The sequence below is a fragment of the Bacillota bacterium genome, assembly GCA_013178415.1.
Classification (GTDB): domain Bacteria; phylum Bacillota; class SHA-98; order Ch115; family Ch115; genus Ch115.
Genome location: JABLXA010000007.1, coordinates 1 through 18049 on the forward strand (window position 1 = coordinate 1; position 18049 = coordinate 18049).

Below are 18049 nucleotides of genomic sequence, written 5' to 3' on the forward strand. Positions count from 1 at the left end.
CTTCTAAAATGACCTTCGGGTCCATGGCCATCCCTCCGGACTATCTTACTTCCGAAGGGATTCGCCATCAGGCCCTTCTAATCCCTCAAAATACCCGGCTGGGAATTATTACATGCGAAATATGGGTTGAAATTATCCACCAGCAGGAGTTTGGAATCTGAGTGAAGAAATCCTTCCTATGTCAGCGGTTAGCTGGCGCAACCATTGATTTGTAAATCTATAAAATTCGAGCGGGACTTGGATTTTATATCCCGCGAAACCTCTTGATCAAACGAATCTTATTCTTGACAGGCGGTGAAGCCCATGAGGCCAATCCTGAGGAAGGAAGCAGCTGTAGAAAATGGCACCGCCACGCTCGACCGGACTATTGCCGAGGCGCAGAATGGGAGCGCGGAGGCCCGTGAAAGCCTCGTTAAGGCTTACTTGCCCTTCATTTTGAAAGTGGCTTCCAAGGTAACAAGGAAATACCTTAGAGTTGGGCTTGATGATGAGGTCAGCGTCGGTTTGATGGCATTTGATGAAGCAATAACTCACTATGATTCCCGAAAAGGAAAGTCTTTTCTTTCATTCTCCGAGACTGTCATGAGAAGGAGACTGGCGGATTATTTTCGCCGTGAATCGCAGACTCAGCGTGAAATTCCATTTAGCAGCTTTGCAGTGGAAGAGGACGCAGATGAGGATGATCCGGCGGAATTTGTCGGAGAACGCCAGGCCATTTTGAATCATGTATCTGATGTAGAGGCCCAGGAAAGGAAGGAGGAGATAGCTAGATTCAAGAATTTGCTCGAGGAGTATGGAATCTCATTCGCAGACCTGGTTGAGGCCTCTCCAAAGCATAAGGATGCTCGGATGCGAGCAATGCAAGTGGCGAAGCTAGTGGCAACCAGGCCAGATCTAAGGGAGTATCTCATAAAGAAAAAGAACCTGCCGCTCGCCGAACTCGCCAGATGCGTTCCCGTGAGTCGCAAGACGATAGAAAGGCAGCGGAAATACATAATCGCGATAGCGATTATCCTGCTCGATGAATTTGTATACCTCAAAGAGTATGTCGACAGGTTTTGAATGAGCCGATTACCAGTGGGAAGGGGGGATAGCATTGGTAAGGCTAGTAAATGACGCTAGATGTCGTCAGGGGCTTGTTCTCGAGGTGGATGGCCATAGGGCCATTGTATTGGATTCTGAAGGCTCATTTTTGCAGATCAGGATCCGAAATGCTTCCGAGGTTAATGTAGGTGACCTTGTTCCCATAGCTCATGCCCATTCACGTCAGTGGCCCACAGCATTTCTATCGGGATTCTTTGCTCAGGGGACCATCTATGCTGCAGCATCAATGATTTTCCTGGCCATACTCATTGGCTTCATTTCCTTCATGCCATCGTCGCTGCACCGAGAGGATTCCCTGACCATGCCCAAAACGACTCAGATGCCAAGTGCGGGCATCAGGGAAGAGGCCTACCCTGATGCAGATGGCGGTGCCAATGATACTGGAGCACCTTTACAGGCGAAGATCATGCCCGGCGCGACGTCTGCCACATCGATACCCAGCCTTTCTTCCGGAGTGGGGGGCTCTCGCGAGGAGAGGACGTTCAAGGTGGCCAAAGCCAATAGCCATAGTATTTCGGGGAATACGAGCGCCCGAAGGAGCGCAGGTGGCCAAGTCAATTCAGTCAAGCCGCATGATGCCGGTCACGCTGGCGGCAAAGACGGCAGCGTGGCGGTAGGTCCGGATCAAGGAAGGCACTTTGTTGCTGCGACTTCTAGTCCTGGCGAGCCAAAGGCGCCAGGACCCGCATATCGGTCATCAGCCATCAAATCCGGACGAGGTGATATGTCCGGCGATATTGGGGCGATGGGTATTCAGGCCGGCCTCTCTGAAAATGTTGGGTCCGGGCATCGTGAGATCCAGCCTGGTCCTATGGGCGAGCCAGGAGAAGGCGTGGGTGCAGGCGAAAATGCAAATACTCAGGCTGTGGAGATCGCTAGGACGGGCCAAGACAGGGAAGGCAGTGATATCATGACCGCCGCCTCGAATACCAGCGACGGGATTTCGCTTGCCGCAAGATCCATCGATGGCGGGAATGCTGATAGGAGTAAGGCTACGTCGGTTGACTCACCATCTACATCTAGATCATCATCTACAGCAACAACAACACCATCGCCATCACCATCAGTAGCAACACCAGCAGCATTGCCACTATCGTCGTCATCGTCATCGACGCCTTCTCCGTCAGCATCAGAGCCATCGCTGACGCCATCAAAGTCGCTATCTTTGATGGCGAATGTGGCTTCTAAGCAAAGTGAGGACGACCAGTTAAGCGTCCCCCAAGATACTCAAGATTCAGGGGACAGCAAAGACGACGATAAGAAAAAGGACAAAGAAGCCAAGGGGGATGAGTTAGAGAGCGGAAATAAGAAGAAAAACTAAACTGATGAAGCTAAATTGATGATAATCCTTAAGCCGGCTGGGGGTAGTGCTGTTATATGAGTGAAATCCTGTGCCGGCTTAGGCATGATTGAATGATAATTAGTCGTCATGCAACCAGTGCAAAATATGTTTTAAGGGATTCCTGTAGCGAGTCTGGATGGCAAGATGGCAAGGTCCGGATATGGAGAGGGTTTTCATGGATGCGTGTTGAGGAATTTGACTATCAATTGCCACCTGAGCTCATAGCTCAGGTGCCGGTAGAGCGTCGGGATCTCTCCCGGCTCATGGTGCTTCATCCTGATGGAAAGGTTGAGCATCGGATTTTCCACCATATAGTGGAATATCTGAGTCCCGGAGATGCTCTGGTGATCAATGATACCAGGGTGATCAAGGCAAGGCTCATAGGACGCCGGAAGGATACTCATGGCCGAGTCGAGGTTTTGCTATTATCCGAGATACAGCCTGCAGTCTGGGAGGCATTGGTGAGTCCTGGCCGGCGGGTCAAGAGCGGCGTTGAGATTTCATTTGGCGAGGGGGAACTCATAGGGCATGTGATTGCAAAAACTGAATCTGGGGGGCGACAGATAAGATTCTCCCTAGGCAGTGATTCAGAGAAGGCCAAAATCCATGAAGTCCTTGAGAAGCTTGGCAGCGTTCCTCTTCCTCCATACATAAAGCGACCCCTCGAAGATGGTGAGCGGTACCAAACCGTCTATGCCCGGCATGAGGGATCAGTGGCCGCTCCCACGGCTGGCCTTCATTTTACTCCCGAACTCCTTGAGAGGATTCGTAAGATGGGATGCCGGGTCATTCCAATAACATTGCACATCGGCATCGGGACATTCCGGCCAGTCAAGGTGGAAATGGTCGAAGAACACAAGATGCATGAGGAGCATTATTTTGTGAGTTCGGAGGCGGCTGATGCCATAAACGCAGTAAAATCCGCTGGAGGCCGTATTTTTGCTGTGGGCACCACATGTGTCAGGGTCCTTGAGACCTGCGCGAAGAATGGGTGTATCGAGCCGGGGACCGGGGCTACGCGGCTTTTCATCTACCCCGGATATCAGTTTAAGATGGTTGATGCCATAATCACGAATTTCCACCTGCCTCGTTCCACTTTGCTGATGCTAGTTTCAGCATTCGCGGGGCGGGAAAAGATCCTAAAGGCCTATGAAATAGCTATAGAGGAGCGCTATAGATTCTACAGCTTCGGAGATGCCATGCTGATCTTGTCATGACCCTTATTTTTGGTTGCTTGGAAATTCGTTCATTTGGTTGTCTGGAAAATGGAGGATGTTGCCGATTGAGTTTTCATTTCGCTGTTGTGGCAAAATGCGGACGGAGCCGCGCGGGGGTATTGACCACTCCTCACGGGGAGATAAAGACGCCCGTTTTTATGCCGGTTGGCACCCAGGCGACGGTAAAGGCCATGAGTCCCCTTGAATTAGAGGAAATCGGGGCAGAGATCATCCTGGCGAATACATATCACCTCTTTCTCAGGCCGGGCCATGAACTAATTGCCAGGGCTGGGGGATTACACTCCTTCATGAACTGGAGAAGGTCCATATTGACGGATAGTGGAGGTTATCAAGTATTCAGTCTGGCGGATCTCAGAAATATAACCGATGATGGGGTGACATTCCGGTCTCATTTAGATGGATCCCAGAAATTCCTTTCTCCGGAGACGGCTATAGAAGTACAGAATGCCCTCGGCGCTGATATCATAATGGCCTTTGATGAGTGCACGCCATATCCCGCAAGCCGGGATTATGCGAGGGAGTCCATGGAACGCACCTTGAGATGGGCCAGGCGCTGCAAGGATAAGCACAAGAATGCCAACCAGGCTTTATTTGGAATTGTTCAAGGGGGGATGTACCCTGATCTTCGCAGGCGGTCGGCCGAAGCCCTCATGGAGATGGATTTTCCGGGGTATTCCATAGGAGGTTTGAGCGTAGGAGAGCCGAAATCCCTGATGTTGGATATATTAGATGTCACTACGGCCATTCTGCCGGAAGATCGGCCAAGATATCTCATGGGAGTGGGGGCTCCAGGGGACTTGATAGAAGGGATTTCCAGGGGTGTGGATATGTTTGATTGCGTATTGGCTACTAGGATCGCAAGACATGGATCTATATTTACCAAACGCGGAAGAATAATTGTGAGGGATGCGGCCTTTGCGGAAGATTTCGGTCCGTTGGATCCAGAGTGCGATTGCTATGTATGCCGTAATTTCTCCCGGGCTTATTTGAGGCACCTCCTCAAGGCAGGAGAAATTCTCGGCTTCAGGCTCGCGACTTATCACAATCTATATTTCTTGATCAGCCTGATGAAACGCGCAAGAGAGGCCATTTCGGCCGGAAACTTCGATGATATAAGGAAGGAATTTGCCGCTTATTGTGGAACTAATGAAAACGCCAGCGTTGGGCCAGGAAGACAAGATTAGGAGGTTATGTTGATTTGGGTGCGCAACAGCCTGCTTCTCCCATCGGACTCTTGTTACCATTTGTTGTCATGATCGTGGTCTTCTACTTCATGTTGATAAGACCACAACAGATCCAGCAGAAGAAGCGTCAGGAAATGCTCGCCTCTCTCCGCAAAGGGAACCATGTGGTAACCGTCGGAGGAATATATGGGGAGATCGTGGATATCAAGGAAGACGCACTAATCCTGAAGATCGCTGACAATGTGAATGTCAGGACCACGAAATCAGCCGTAGGAAGTGTCCTGGGCAAGGATCCAAAGCAATCAAAGTGAGTCGAGGCCGGTATACTCGGGGTTGCGGTGCCCCCTGTCGGGTGCGACCTTTCGGGAGACGGTGGTCTCATCCCAGCGGACGCGATAGTCCCGGGGAGTGGATACTCCCCTCGGTGACGCAGCACTATCGTGGAGTGGGTGCTCCTCACCATCGGACGCGACCTTGCTGCAGGTCGCGTCCGGCAGGACGGTATCGCCATCCCCGGCCACGCTACGTCCGCCGGGAGGAGCCCCTGTTGTTACCGCCACATCCGAAACGATGGAATTACCCATCCTTTAGAATGCCCTACCGGGCTGCCAGGCGCGGATGATATTATCTGTGTCAACCTGCAGCCACAAGACCTGCGCGTTCATGAGAACGTTTTGCCAGCTTGCCAGCCATGCCTGATCGACTGCCCTGTAGACTGTTGCAGTATCAGTGGTGGCAATCCATAACACGGATGGGCTGGTTGCTTCCGTTTGCCTGAACCATGTAGTCCTGGCCTGGACCCAGGTGAGCTGTTGAGGTGTAGACGTATCAGTAGATGGGGTGAACCCCGGGATGTCCAATCTGGTTATCTTACTGTCCAGGTCATGGAAATCAATACCTCTTAGCTTTTCATCAGACATCATCGTCACTCCTTTGAGGTTATTGGGCTTTTCCTGCTCTGATGCTTCGGGCCTTAGTGTCAAATGGCCGGGATGCCCCTTTGCTGGTCTTGCCCTCCGGACAATCCGGAAGAGCGCAGGCCACTATATCATTCAACGGCGCATCGGCCATAACTCTATAGTCAACACCTCGGAGGAGCGCAGAATTAGAGGTCAGGGCAACCACCTTGAAGACCACATCGCCATCGTACGATTTTCTCATCACAAGATCTCCGACCCTTATAGACTGCATCTTCCTCCCCTCCAGAGAGCAGAGTTGGGCGAGGGCCCGACCCTAGGAAGTCTTCTCCTATGTAATTGTATTCGGGCGCCTACCTGGTGGTCACTCCCCCGGGCACAATGTGGCTAATTATGCTAATCAAGTCGTATTTTTGGGCCGGTTAGCGTTCATACTAAAGAGCGAGATCAAAATGGGGGGAGGTTCGCCAAATGGCCGAGAAAAGACATCGGCGGGCTGCCAAAGTGGATGAATCGGTGAAGCGTTATGAGATGGAGATAGCAGATGATTTGGGGCTAAATGAAGGGGGACTCCAGACCGAGGCAAATCGACCACTTACAGAGACTGATAAGCAGGCGAGACGTGTCAAAAACGAAAAGCGGGGAAGCAAGAAATAACTTAAAAAGTAGTACCACGGAGTGTGGGGCTCCTCCCGGCGGCATTTATCCAAGGAGGAGCCTCAACCTCGCGCAGTTCCACCTCATGCAGATATGGTGAATTTGCCATACTTTTTCATGTAGTTTACGAGCCCGCCGGTGGACATAATATCCAGCATAACCTTGGGAAGGGGATTTGTCCTCAATTCCTTGCCAGTTGTAATATCCCGGATAATGCCATTTTCCATGTCCACCTGCAGTTGATCTCCGTCCTGAATAGAGGTTGTGTCACATTCCAGGAGTGGGAGTCCCATGTTGATGGCATTACGATAGAAGATGCGCGCAAATGAAATAGCGATGACCCCCGCTATATGCGCATGCTTTATTACTAGCGGTGCCTGCTCTCGTGAAGAGCCGCAACCAAAGTTCCGGCCCGCGACCAGGAAGTCCCCTGGCTTGATTCTCTGGTAGAAATCGGGGATAAGATCCTCCATGATATGTTTTGCAAGGTCGTCCATGTCAAGAGTCTTGAATTTGTACTTTCCAGAGATGATGTAGTCAGTATTGATATTGTCTCCGAATTTATGGGCAGTTCCGGACAGCATAAAATCACACCTCTTTTTCCAGGTCGGCATGTGCCTATCGCAAGAATTCCCTTGGGTCTGATATCTTGCCCCTTATGGCGCTGGCAGCGGCGGTAGCAGGGGAGGCCAGGTAGATATTTGCCTTGTTGTTCCCCATCCGCCCTTTGAAGTTCCGGTTCGCTGTGGAAATGACGTTTTGCCCATCTGCTGGGATGCCGTTATGCAATCCGACACATGGGCCACAACCTGGCGCCACAACAACTGCCCCCGCCTCGATCAGCGTTTCCAATATCCCATTCCTCATGGCTTCCAGTAATACCCATCGCGAAGCCGGCGCTACAATTAAGACTACGTCTGGATGGACGTGACGCCCTGATAGGACCCTGGCTGCGACCTCCAGGTCTTCATATCTTCCATTTGTGCAGGTCCCTATGACGGCCTCTTGTATGGGCGTTCCAATCACGTCAAAAATCGGCTTGACATTATCCACCTGGTGCGGGACGGCTATTTGTGGCTGAATAGCCGAGACATCTATCATTATGGTATCAGCATATATGGCATCAGGATCTGGCGCGACAGGGGTCCCGGGGCGGGGACTATATTTCCGAATCCAGGCCTCCGTCTTCCCGTCATAGGGCATTATTCCTGCCTTCGCGCCAACCTCGACTGCCAGATTAGATATAGTGAAGCGGGATTCTATGGAGAGCGCGCTTATAGCGCTTCCGGAATATTCGATGGATGCATATGTTGCCCCGTCAGCCGTCAAGATACCTGCCAGGTGGAGAGCCAGGTCCTTTGCAAAAACCCCGTCGGGGATCTCACCATCAAAGATGACTTTGATGGTGTGGGGAACTTTGAACCATAGCTGTCCGGACATCATTGCCGATGCCAGGTCAGTTGAGCCGACGCCAGTGGAAAAGGCATTGATGGCACCATAGGTGCATGTATGGGAATCCGCTCCAATCACCAGATCCCCGGGCGCTACATGACCACGCTCAGGTATAAGCTGGTGACAGACCCCCTCGCCTGCATCATAGAGGGTAATGCCTTGCTCGCGGGCGAAATCCCTCATCATTTGGTGCAGATTTGATGTCCCTTCATAGGCGCTCGGGCTGCAATGATCTATCACCAGCGCCACACGTTTTGGATCAAAAACCTTGCTGGCTCCCATCTCTTTGAATGAACGTATCGCAAGGGGCGATGTGCCATCTTGCGCCATGACAAAATCTACATCTGCTACGACCAGATCAGAGGCCTTGACGTTTTGACCAGAATGCCTGCTGAAGATCTTTTCGGCGATGGTTTTACCCAAGGATCACACCTCCGTTGTTCCCCCGTCCCAAAAACAACAATAAATAATACTCCTGCCGTACACTCTGCTGGTGGCAGAATGCCCTCGAGAAAGCGCGATGGAGCTATTTGCCAGCCCCTGTTTGGGACTTCGCCTGTTCCCGCTTGAAATCTTCGTATATATATACAAGTTCCTTATCGAAGAGAGCCCGCTTGAGATCCACGGAAACCTGCCGGATCCGCGCTACTAGGGCATGAGCTTCTTCTTTTGTTAATTGTATACCGTATTCACGGAACTTCGCCATGACGGCCGCAGAGCCGGAATGCTTCCCTATCACGATTTGCCGCTGGAGTCCGACTTCCTCTGGGGAAAACACCTCATAGGTAGAGGCATTTTTGAGGACACCATCTGTATGTATCCCCGACTCATGAGCAAACATGTTGCTTCCCACGATGGGCTTCCAGACCGGGAGATCCCTCATGGAAGCTTTGGCGACATATTCCGAGATCTCCCTAAATCTCTCGGTTTTGATATTGAGCTCGATCCCTTCTATATGCTTGAGCGCCATGACGACTTCCTCTAGCGCGGCATTTCCCGCTCTTTCGCCAAGCCCATTTACCGTAACGCCCACAAACGTAGCGCCTGCCTTTATCCCGGCCAGCGCATTGGCCGTAGCCATACCAAAATCGTTGTGGGTGTGCATTTCTACAGGTATCTTTACCTCGGTGACTATAGTCTTGATATGATCATAAATTTTGAACGGGTCCATTATGCCAACGGTATCGCAATACCTTAGGCGATCGGCCCCAGCATTCTTTGCGGCACGCGCGAACTCTAGGAGGAACTCCATGTCGCTGCGGGAGGCATCCTCGGCATTTACTGATACATAGACACCATGTTTCTTGGCGAATTCAGTGGCTCGAGTCATGCTGTCCAGCACCCATGCGCGAGTGGCCTTCAATTTGTGCAGGATATGGATATCCGATGTAGAAATTGAAATCGCGACTGCATCTACCCCGCAATCGATTGATTCCTGCACATCCGCGATGACGGCCCTGTTCCAGCCCATTATACTCGCCCTTAGGCCGGCGTCTACGATCGCCTTGATCGCCAGCTTCTCCTCTCCGCCCATTACGGGAATCCCGGCTTCTATCTGGTGGACCCCTATTTCATCTAGAAGCTTCGCGATCCTGAGCTTTTCAGTATTTGCAAATACAACCCCCGCTGTCTGCTCTCCGTCTCTTAATGTGGTATCAACAATGAAAACCTTGCTAGCCCCTGCATCCCTCACATCAACCTTGCGGACCTCCTGACCAGTATCAGATTTCAAGCTATCTGACATGCTTTTCGCCTCCCTCTATTATCCTTGCCTGATATTTCACCTGGGGGATCTAACAAAAGACGCCCATCCTTTCGCGCGTATAAACAACGCTCCCGAGATGGGCGTCATAGCCTGCCTCTCCGGGATAGCACTGCCTTTATCAGATGAGCGTATGGTGCATTTGTATAATTATAACACACCCGGAAGGTCAGTCAATAGAATTTGATATTTCCTCGCTCACCTTTTTGACCAGGCCCGGAATATACGATTTTCTCACGCGATGTTCGGTTCACTACTTCTTCAAAATGGCTGAGATACTGTCCTTGCTGGAACCACTCTGCGGTTTCACCTTCTTAGGCTTCTTTTTCTCCTTTTTCGGTGGCACCTTGCTTGCCATAGTGATCCCCCCATTTTCTGTCTACCCCATATTTTATTTATTCTACATTTTAGTAGCTGTTCCTTCTTGAAGTGTCTCTAGCAAAGGAACGTAAATGCCTGGCAAGACAGGTCCGGGCATAGTAGTAGAGGTACTCCTGAGCATAGCCGGCAAGGCGACCAAATTGCCTTACGGCGAATCCCCTGATTTGCTCGAGCGGGACCTGCTTACCACCGAAATAAAAGAAACTCATGATCCTGGCGATCCATATGTCCACGGGGAATGCTTCATAGCGGCCCAGCCCGAACAGCAGCACGCAATCTGCGATCTTGGGGCCAACCCCCTTTAGAGATAGCAGCGCCTTTCTTATCTCATCGGATGAGAGTTCTCGCAGCGCCTCAAAATTCAGGGCCCCCGAGCTTACAGTCTCGGCTGCCAGCTTCACATATGGCGCGCGAAATCCCGTTCCGCACTTCTCGATCTCATCTACAGGCGCAGATGCGAGAGCGCGGGGTTCTGGAAAGGCGAAGAATCCATCCTGTATCTCATGCCCGAAAGTCTTGCATAGATTTTCAACAGCCCTCTGTATGAGAGGTATGCTGTTCCTCGCGGAAATAATGAAAGAGATGAGACATTCCCATGGATCCTGACTTGCAAGACGCAGGCCGCTTGCAAACTCTACAGCTTTACTGAGCACGGGATCCATTTGCTTTAGCTCAGACTCGATCCTCTGATGATCCTTTTCCAGCCCGAAATATCGGATCACGAAGTCCACCATGTCACCGTCGACATCTTCCACAACGAGATTGTCAACATCGCCGGCCTCTTGCCAGAGCCTCAATATACGCCCCCCTGCGACTCCTACATATGAATGCCTTCCGATGCCATTCCAATCAGGGTCAGTATCTTCATATGGTCGCCACCTGAAGGCCTGACCGCATTCCAGTGTATATTGAAGGTTGAATGGTTTGACCCCCGAAATAATGGTCCTGTTGCTCGCTGGCTCCTTTTTTATATTCACTGTTGGCTCCGCTGTCCTTTCTACTATGGCTTCTAAAACCCTTTCAATTTATTGAGGGTTTCCCCAAGTTTCCTTAGCCTGTCACCGAACCCGGCCCAATCCCCACTCCTTGCCCTATCTTGCATTTCTCTGTAGAGATTCAGGGCCGATTCTATGAGGTCTCGAGGGATGGTAAGACCAGGGGGCGGGGTTCCAAGTCTTGGCCCCGGTTGTTTGGCTTCTTGCGGCGCCTGCGCCGGCGTGGCTCCAAATGCGGCTGCCAAAGCTTTTTCCAGCGTCTCCGCCATTACAATGTTGCCACCGAAAACAGCTATGACTCTCTTGAGCTCTGGAAGTCCGCTCTTCTCTGCCAGCAGATAAAGAGGTTCAACATAGAGCATAGAATTCTCAATGGGAATCGTGAGCAGATTTCCCCGTATCACACTTGAGCCGCGCTGGCTCCAAAGCGTTAGCAATTGAGAAATCTCAGGAGATTGGTTGATCCTAGCTTCGACTTGCATCGGACCATAGACGAGATGTTGTTTGGAAAATCGTAGCAGGACCATCCTGCCAAAATCTTCGGGGTCGGAGACGGCAAACAGCCATGAGATCATATTAGGCTTGCGGGATGGGGTAAAAGGAATCGTGATTACATATTGGAGCTTTTCTTCTCCGGGCGGGCGCATCAGCATGTAATAGGGCTGGACCTTTTGCTCACTCCCGGCATAGACCTCAGTGGGGATATCCCATAGATCCTCTCTGTTATAGAAAACATCGGGATCCGTCATATGATAGGCGGCTAGTGTTTCAGCCTGTATCCTGAACATATACTCAGGGTAGCGGATATGCGCCTTGAGTCCCTCCGGCATGTTCTCATATGGCTGGAACATCCCAGGGAAGATCCTTGAATATGACCTTGCTATTGGTTCTTCGGGATCAAAGAGATAAAAATCCACAGTGCCATTGTACGCATCGATGGTGATCTTCACCGGGTTGCGGATATAGTTGAACCCCTCGCGATGAGGCTGGGAATATGGGAAGAAGGATGTGGTGGTATAGGCGTCGATGATCCAGTAGAGACGGCCATTATCTATCACCATATAGGGGTCATTGTCAAACCTCAAAAATGGCGCGATCCTGGAGACCTTGTCCTTTATGCTCCTGAAAAACAGGATCTTGCTCTCAGGGGTTATCTCTGTAGAAAGCAGGAATTTTGCATTGGCGAATCTTACCGCAAATGCCAGGCGCCTGATCGGGGAGGATATGGGGATTCCACCGGTGCCGCGGTATTGCGTGTAAATATTTTGCTCTCCGAGGGGATAGTCAAATTCCCTGGTACGAGTGTTCACGAGTACATATTGGTCTGTCCCTTCCCCGTAATAAATCTCCGGTCTGGTTATCTTTGGGCCTTCGATGCTCCTCGGGGGGATGTCGCGAATTATTAAGTCCGGCAGTCCCTCCTGGGTGACTCTATTGACATGGCTCATACACAGACCATAGCCGTGGGTATAAACAAGATGCTGGTTGATCCAGGTACGAGCCTGCTGGGGGATGTCGCTCACTCGAAGCTCCCGCGGTGATAATGCCACTTGAACACGCTTGCCATTTATGGTGTATCTGTCTAAATCCACGTCATGGAAATTGTAGTAAAGCCTGATTTCCTGCAGCTGCGAATAGGTGTCGAGCAGAGGGCGCCAATCCCAAAGCCGGAGGTTTGATAGAGTGTCATTGTGTCTTGCCAGATCCCCATAGCTCAGATTATCAGTTATATCTAAATCATGGACTACCATGGAATCAAGCCCAAATGCCCTTCGCGTTCCAGCAATGTTCGCCTCGATAAAAGGCCTTTCACGCGCGAGTTCGTTGGGCTCAACCGACAGTTTCTGAACTACTTGAGGATAGATGCTTCCCAACAGAAAAGAAGCTGCAGCGAGGGTTATGACACCGCCTATAGCCAGCTTTTGAGTCTGGAATAGGGAATATAACAGGACCAGAACCCCGCAAATAATGGCTATCACACTGAGGGCTCGAAATGCAAGCAAATTGGCGTGAACATCCGTGTATCCTGCGCCGAAGACCACGCCGCGCGGCGAAAAAAGTATGCCGTAGGCATTGATCAGGTACCCAAAGGCCTTGAGTATGAACCCGCTCCCGATGAGGAATGATAGATGTCGTCGCGGCAGAGCAGATATTCTGAACGTGCTTTGAGAGAATCCTATTTCTCCCAGGAGGAGGTATACAATGCCCACCAGGATCGCCGAAAATACGACGAGGGTCATCCCGGCGGAATATGCATATGTAAGAAATGGCAATCTGAAAACATAAAGGCCTACATCATTGTGGAATATGGGATCAGCGTATCCAAATGGGCTTGGGTGCAAGAAAAGCTGAAACGATGACCAGTATTGTGCAGCCCCGAGTCCTGCCAATGAAGAAACAAAAAGGCTCAGAAGGAGAAAAACGAGATTTACCCTTCTGGCCGTGATGAACCCTGGCAATCTCATGCCCGATGTCCATTCAAGCCTTCTGATGCTTGTCCTTGTTATGGCGAGATTGAAATAGATGAAAATGAAATAGGTCGCGCCGGCCAGTATGCCAAGTTCTATTCGGGAGATGATTCCGGTCCAGAAAGCTTGAGGATATCCTTCGCTAAGGAACCACAGCCAGTCAGTGTATACTCGGGCTACGATTCCGCCGAATAATATCACGAGGAGAAATACGACGACTGCAAAGGTGATGGCGGTGCGAGCCAAGCGGTTCATGGGTTTTTCAGCCCCTTTCTTTCAATAGCATAACCCATTATATCATGATTTTGAGTATCCTTCAGTTTTGTTCTTGTATGCGGCGATATATGGAACGACTGGGTTGTATACCCCCGGTCCGGGTACACACATAATACACCTGGTAATACACCTGGGCAAAGGGGGTGAATTTCGTGCATGCAATCAGAATCGGCACCAAGGCATATGCCGCATATCTTTGCAATAGGTTTTATTCAAAAATCCCGGACTTCCAAATTGATATTCCAGGAATATGTGTTTCTCAAGAAAGAGATGGCAATATCATATTTATGTCGCTGGAGGTGCCACGACAATTCGCCTCCCCTTCTGAAAAGATGGAGCATGTCATTCGCCCTACTGCCAATGTGCTCACCGACTTGGTAACAGAGGATGTCTACCCCCTTATGTTGAAGAAAATGGCAAGCAGTAATTATCCCGGTCTAAATGAGGAAGAGATCCAAAGGCTCGGCGAACAGGTGATAAAGGCCTTTTGGATAGGCGCTGCATCTTCGAGATATTTGACAACCGAGGTCTTGGTGGGGGATATCATGGAGGCGGGACGTAAATCCGTCAAAAATGCCGTATTTGAACGGACTTTTGATTATCTAAAGGACAATGCCGAATTCATAGTCGATGGTTTTGTAATGTTTCGTCTCAAAGATCATGTCAAGATCATGAGTGAGGCACTAAATCAAGTAGTAGAGGATTATCTCGTGGAACGAGAGTATCGGGAGTTCCTGTCTTTACTGAAATATTTCGTTGAAATCCAGGAGCCGAAGACATCAGTGATTCATGTGATGGATTCAGGGGAAGCCAGGCTTAAGCTCATGGATTCGCGGGGAAATGAGCTTCACAATGAATATCTGGATGGAATGGAAGTGAAAGGTGGTGGGGATGGAACACTAAAAGAGGATCTCTTATTGAGTACTCTGATCACCCTAGCCCCGTCAAAGATAATCCTCCATCTGGCAAGAGACCGGGATATAGCTGCCAATATAATGACCATATTTGAGGGGAGAGTAGAATTCTGCCCAGGATGTCCCTGGTGCACTCAATGATTGTCATTCTTGGGCCCACTTGGCGACCTCTATTGACATGTGATATCTGCTTAATTATACTTTGGTACATGGAAATCATATGGAGATGTTATTAATTCAATGAGCTCATTGAGGCCCCGACAGGGGGCCTTATGTATATTTCCAGGAAGGAACGATGATATGATGGCTAAGGTCGGGGGTCAACACAGCATACCAGAAGCTATACCGATTCCAAATGAAGAATCTGTTGCCCTCAATTCAGAAGAAGGCATGGAGATTTACAGGCATTCTACTGCGCATATTCTGGCCCAGGCAGTAAAGAGGCTCTTCCCGGAAGTCAAACTCGCTATTGGCCCTGCCATTGAAAATGGATTTTATTATGACTTCGCGAGATCTTCCCCATTTACCCCTCAGGACCTTGAGAGAATCGAAGAAGAGATGAGAAAGATAATCCGCGAGGATCTTCCAATCGTCCGCCAGGAAATCTCCAAGGAAGACGCTTTGAAGATGTTCCGGGAACTGGGAGAGAACTATAAGCTGGAACTCCTGGATGGTATCCCAGAGGACACCGTGAGCATTTACCGCCAGGGAGAATTCGTGGATCTCTGTCGGGGCCCGCACCTTCCGTCGACCGGATGGGTCAAGGCTTTCAAACTATTGAATGTGGCCGGAGCATATTGGAGAGGCGACGAGAAACGCGAGATGCTCCAGCGCATTTATGGCACCGCCTTTCCGACACAGGAGGAGCTCGATAAGTATCTACGATTAGTAGAGGAGGCTGAAAGGCGAGATCACCGGAAGCTCGGGCGTGAGCTTGACCTTTTCAGTATACATGAAGAAGGCGGGGCCGGACTTGTATACTGGCACCCAAAGGGCGCCACAGTCAGGCGAATCATAGAGGACTTCTGGAAACAGGAGCATCTGAGGAGGGGCTACGAGCTGGTTTATACCCCTCATATCGCGAGGCGTGACCTTTGGGAAATATCCGGGCACTGGAGCTGGTATCGGGAGAATATGTATTCACCCATAATCATAGATGATGTTGAATACCTGCTCAAACCTATGAATTGTCCCTTCCATATCCTGATGTACAAGTCCCGGACCAGATCTTATCGAGATTTACCAATAAGATGGGCGGAGCTCGGGACAGTTTACAGATATGAACGTAGTGGGGTGCTGCATGGTCTTCTGAGGGTGAGGGGTTTCACTCAGGATGACGCTCATCTCTTCGTTCGTCCCGACCAGCTGGAAGATGAGCTTATAGGTGTCCTCGATCTGATGCAGTTTATGTTGAGATCGTTCGGTTACAAAGAATATGATGTCGAGCTTTCGGTCAGAGATCCGGCCCAAAAGGAGAAATATGTCGGATCTGATGAGATTTGGGAACAGGCTGAGGGAGCTCTCGTCAGCGCCCTTGAAAAGAAAGGCTTCAAGTATCGCCGGATGGAGGGCGAGGCCAAGTTTTATGGACCTGCCATCGATGTGAAGATAAAGGATGCCATGGGCAGAGGTTGGCAGGGGCCTACGATACAGGTGGATTTCAATCTTCCTGCACGTTTTGATCTGCAGTATATTGGGGAGGACAATGCTCCGCATCACCCGGTGATGATTCACAGGACTGTGTTGGGAGCTATGGAAAGATTCTTCGCGGGGCTAGTTGAGCACTACGCCGGCGCTTTTCCTGCTTGGCTCAGTCCTGTCCAGGTGAAGATATTGCCCATCGCTGAAAAGCATGTGGATTATGCGAAGCGTGTGCGGGATGACCTGGTGGTTCACGACTTGAGGGTGGAGATCGACGATAGAAACGAGAAGATAGGCTATAAGATTCGCGAGTCTCAGCTGGAAAAGGTGCCATACATGCTCATAGTCGGGGACAAAGAACAAAAGAATGAGTATGTTTCAGTCCGTTCAAGGAGAGATGGGGATCTAGGGAGCATGACCCTTTCAGCATTTAGAGAAAGGCTGCTCTCAGAGGTCGCAGCTAAATCCTGATAAACGGCCAAATGCAGCGGAGCCGGCCAAATGCTGGTTGACCCTCGAATACTGGTATGATATACTAAGTGCTGCTATATTAAGAGACTGAAGCAGAAGCCATCCGCTTCTCACCATGCGGCGCCGGTGGTGCATCACGGGCTTGCTGCCCGCGGTTGCTAGCATGGTCTATTGCTTGTGTGACTATCTATGCGCAGGTGATATCTGGCGCTGATCTCTAGGATCAAGATGGGCGGGTGGTTCAGCTCGCCCATTTGACGTATTTATGTGTTCTGCGACAATAATTCAGGAGGTGACCAACCATCAGCAAAGACTTGAGGGTGAACGAAAAGATCCGGGCGAAGGAGATAAGGCTCATCGATGAGAATGGGGAACAGCTGGGTATAATGTCTCCTAGGGATGCTCTTAGGATCGCTTACGAAAGAAACCTCGACCTGGTCGAAGTTTCTGCGCTGGCGAAGCCCCCTGTGTGTAGGCTCATTGATTATGGTAAGTATAAATACGAGCAGGCGAAGCGGGAGCGGGAAGCGAAAAAGAAACAGCGGATCATAGACGTCAAGGAAGTCCGCATGACGCCCAACATCGAGGGGCATGATTTCCAGGTGAAGGTACGCAGTGCCCAGAAGTTCCTGCTGGATGGAGATAAAGTCAAAGCCTCTGTGCGTTTCAGGGGGCGGGAAATCGTTCACGCCGATATCGGAAAGGCTTTGCTTGAGGATCTTGCTTCAGAGCTGAAGGACATAGGGATTGTGGAAAAAGCGCCCAGGATGGAAGGAAAGATGATGATAATGGTCCTTGCGCCGAAGCAAATGGCCAAATCCGATAAGTTGGATAGGGTTGATAAGCCCAGTAAGACAGATGATGTGGCTGAAACAGACGCCAAATAGATAAGGTCTTACTCCGGCATATTGGATGATTTAGAGGTTACAGATGAATCTACGGGGAGGAATTACAGCGTGCCAAAGCTAAAGACACATCGGGGAGCAGCTAAGAGGTTCAAGGTGAGCGGCACCGGAAAGATCATCAGGTTCAAGGCATATAGAAGCCACCTTTTGTCAGCTAAGACAAAAAAACAAAAGAGACATCTCCGTAAGGATGTAGTTATGGAAAAGGGAGACTCAGGGAGAATCAGAAAGCTCATTCCATTTCTTTGATCCTGTTCTTCCATGATTTTTGTGCTCCTATGTTTATCATTCCATGCTTTATTTTGATTCATAGCATTACCTGATAAGTTGCGGGGAGATGAT

At 50.3% G+C, this 18049-nt stretch carries 18 protein-coding genes; 10 read left to right on the forward strand and 8 right to left on the reverse strand.

Features of this window, described 5'->3' with window-relative positions:
- The first annotated feature begins 303 nt into the window (after nt 1-303).
- The 5 genes from sigI (at nt 304) to yajC (ending at nt 5179) form a co-directional block, all read left to right on the forward strand.
- Nucleotides 304-1062: an RNA polymerase sigma-I factor gene (gene sigI / locus HPY52_07390; GenBank protein ID NPV80090.1), complete on the forward strand. Its 759-nt coding sequence runs from the start codon at nt 304-306 to the stop codon at nt 1060-1062.
- Between the two features lie 34 nt (nt 1063-1096).
- On the forward strand, nt 1097-2425 hold the full coding sequence (locus tag HPY52_07395; GenBank protein NPV80091.1) for a hypothetical protein: 1329 nt from the start codon (nt 1097-1099) through the stop codon (nt 2423-2425).
- Between the two features lie 200 nt (nt 2426-2625).
- Nucleotides 2626-3663: a tRNA preQ1(34) S-adenosylmethionine ribosyltransferase-isomerase QueA gene (gene queA, locus HPY52_07400; protein NPV80092.1), complete on the forward strand. Its 1038-nt coding sequence runs from the start codon at nt 2626-2628 to the stop codon at nt 3661-3663.
- Nucleotides 3660-4868 carry a tRNA guanosine(34) transglycosylase Tgt gene (gene tgt, locus HPY52_07405; protein NPV80093.1) on the forward strand — a complete coding sequence of 403 codons (1209 nt, stop codon included), beginning with the start codon at nt 3660-3662 and terminating at the stop codon, nt 4866-4868. Before queA ends, tgt begins: the two co-directional genes overlap by 4 nt.
- A 68-nt stretch (nt 4869-4936) precedes the next feature.
- Nucleotides 4937-5179, forward strand: a complete 243-nt coding sequence (yajC, locus tag HPY52_07410) for a preprotein translocase subunit YajC (protein NPV80094.1) — start codon at nt 4937-4939, stop codon at nt 5177-5179.
- Here the strand turns inward: yajC and HPY52_07415 are convergent.
- From HPY52_07415 to HPY52_07425, 3 genes are read right to left on the reverse strand one after another with little or no spacing between them, the layout of a single operon-like run.
- Nucleotides 5171-5452 carry a hypothetical protein gene (locus tag HPY52_07415; GenBank protein NPV80095.1) on the reverse strand — a complete coding sequence of 94 codons (282 nt, stop codon included), beginning with the start codon at nt 5450-5452 and terminating at the stop codon, nt 5171-5173. The genes yajC and HPY52_07415 overlap by 9 nt on opposite strands.
- Before the next feature lie 3 nt (nt 5453-5455).
- Nucleotides 5456-5788 carry a hypothetical protein gene (locus HPY52_07420; protein ID NPV80096.1) on the reverse strand — a complete coding sequence of 111 codons (333 nt, stop codon included), beginning with the start codon at nt 5786-5788 and terminating at the stop codon, nt 5456-5458.
- Nucleotides 5789-5807: 19 nt separating this feature from the next.
- Nucleotides 5808-6059 carry a hypothetical protein gene (locus HPY52_07425; GenBank protein ID NPV80097.1) on the reverse strand — a complete coding sequence of 84 codons (252 nt, stop codon included), beginning with the start codon at nt 6057-6059 and terminating at the stop codon, nt 5808-5810.
- A gap of 197 nt (nt 6060-6256) precedes the next feature.
- On the opposite strand from HPY52_07425, the gene HPY52_07430 reads away from it, so the two are divergent.
- Nucleotides 6257-6442 carry a hypothetical protein gene (locus HPY52_07430; protein NPV80098.1) on the forward strand — a complete coding sequence of 62 codons (186 nt, stop codon included), beginning with the start codon at nt 6257-6259 and terminating at the stop codon, nt 6440-6442.
- Between the two features lie 83 nt (nt 6443-6525).
- Here HPY52_07430 and HPY52_07435 read toward each other — a convergent pair whose 3' ends face one another.
- The 5 genes from HPY52_07435 to HPY52_07455 form a co-directional block, all read right to left on the reverse strand.
- Entirely contained in the window at nt 6526-7026 is a 501-nt protein-coding gene (locus HPY52_07435) for a 3-isopropylmalate dehydratase small subunit (protein NPV80099.1), read from the reverse strand.
- A gap of 34 nt (nt 7027-7060) precedes the next feature.
- Nucleotides 7061-8317 (reverse strand): 3-isopropylmalate dehydratase large subunit, encoded by a 1257-nt coding sequence (locus HPY52_07440; GenBank protein NPV80100.1) that lies wholly within the window; start codon nt 8315-8317, stop codon nt 7061-7063.
- A 103-nt stretch (nt 8318-8420) separates the two neighbouring features.
- The gene (nifV, locus tag HPY52_07445) at nt 8421-9638 is read right to left on the reverse strand and encodes a homocitrate synthase (GenBank protein ID NPV80101.1); all 1218 of its coding nucleotides are present in this window, start codon (nt 9636-9638) and stop codon (nt 8421-8423) included.
- 425 nt (nt 9639-10063) lie between these two features.
- The gene (locus tag HPY52_07450) at nt 10064-11014 is read right to left on the reverse strand and encodes an 8-oxoguanine DNA glycosylase (protein ID NPV80102.1); all 951 of its coding nucleotides are present in this window, start codon (nt 11012-11014) and stop codon (nt 10064-10066) included.
- Between the two features lie 32 nt (nt 11015-11046).
- Nucleotides 11047-13755 (reverse strand): UPF0182 family protein, encoded by a 2709-nt coding sequence (locus HPY52_07455; GenBank protein NPV80103.1) that lies wholly within the window; start codon nt 13753-13755, stop codon nt 11047-11049.
- 173 nt (nt 13756-13928) lie between these two features.
- Between HPY52_07455 and HPY52_07460 the strand changes: the two genes are divergently transcribed.
- The 4 genes from HPY52_07460 (at nt 13929) to rpmI (ending at nt 17956) form a co-directional block, all read left to right on the forward strand.
- Entirely contained in the window at nt 13929-14831 is a 903-nt protein-coding gene (locus HPY52_07460; GenBank protein NPV80104.1) for a hypothetical protein, read from the forward strand.
- A 162-nt stretch (nt 14832-14993) separates the two neighbouring features.
- Nucleotides 14994-16802: a threonine--tRNA ligase gene (gene thrS / locus HPY52_07465; GenBank protein NPV80105.1), complete on the forward strand. Its 1809-nt coding sequence runs from the start codon at nt 14994-14996 to the stop codon at nt 16800-16802.
- Between the two features lie 314 nt (nt 16803-17116).
- Entirely contained in the window at nt 17117-17689 is a 573-nt protein-coding gene (locus tag HPY52_07470; GenBank protein NPV80106.1) for a translation initiation factor IF-3, read from the forward strand.
- 69 nt (nt 17690-17758) lie between these two features.
- On the forward strand, nt 17759-17956 hold the full coding sequence (gene rpmI, locus HPY52_07475) for a 50S ribosomal protein L35 (protein NPV80107.1): 198 nt from the start codon (nt 17759-17761) through the stop codon (nt 17954-17956).
- The last annotated feature ends 93 nt before the right edge of the window (nt 17957-18049 follow it).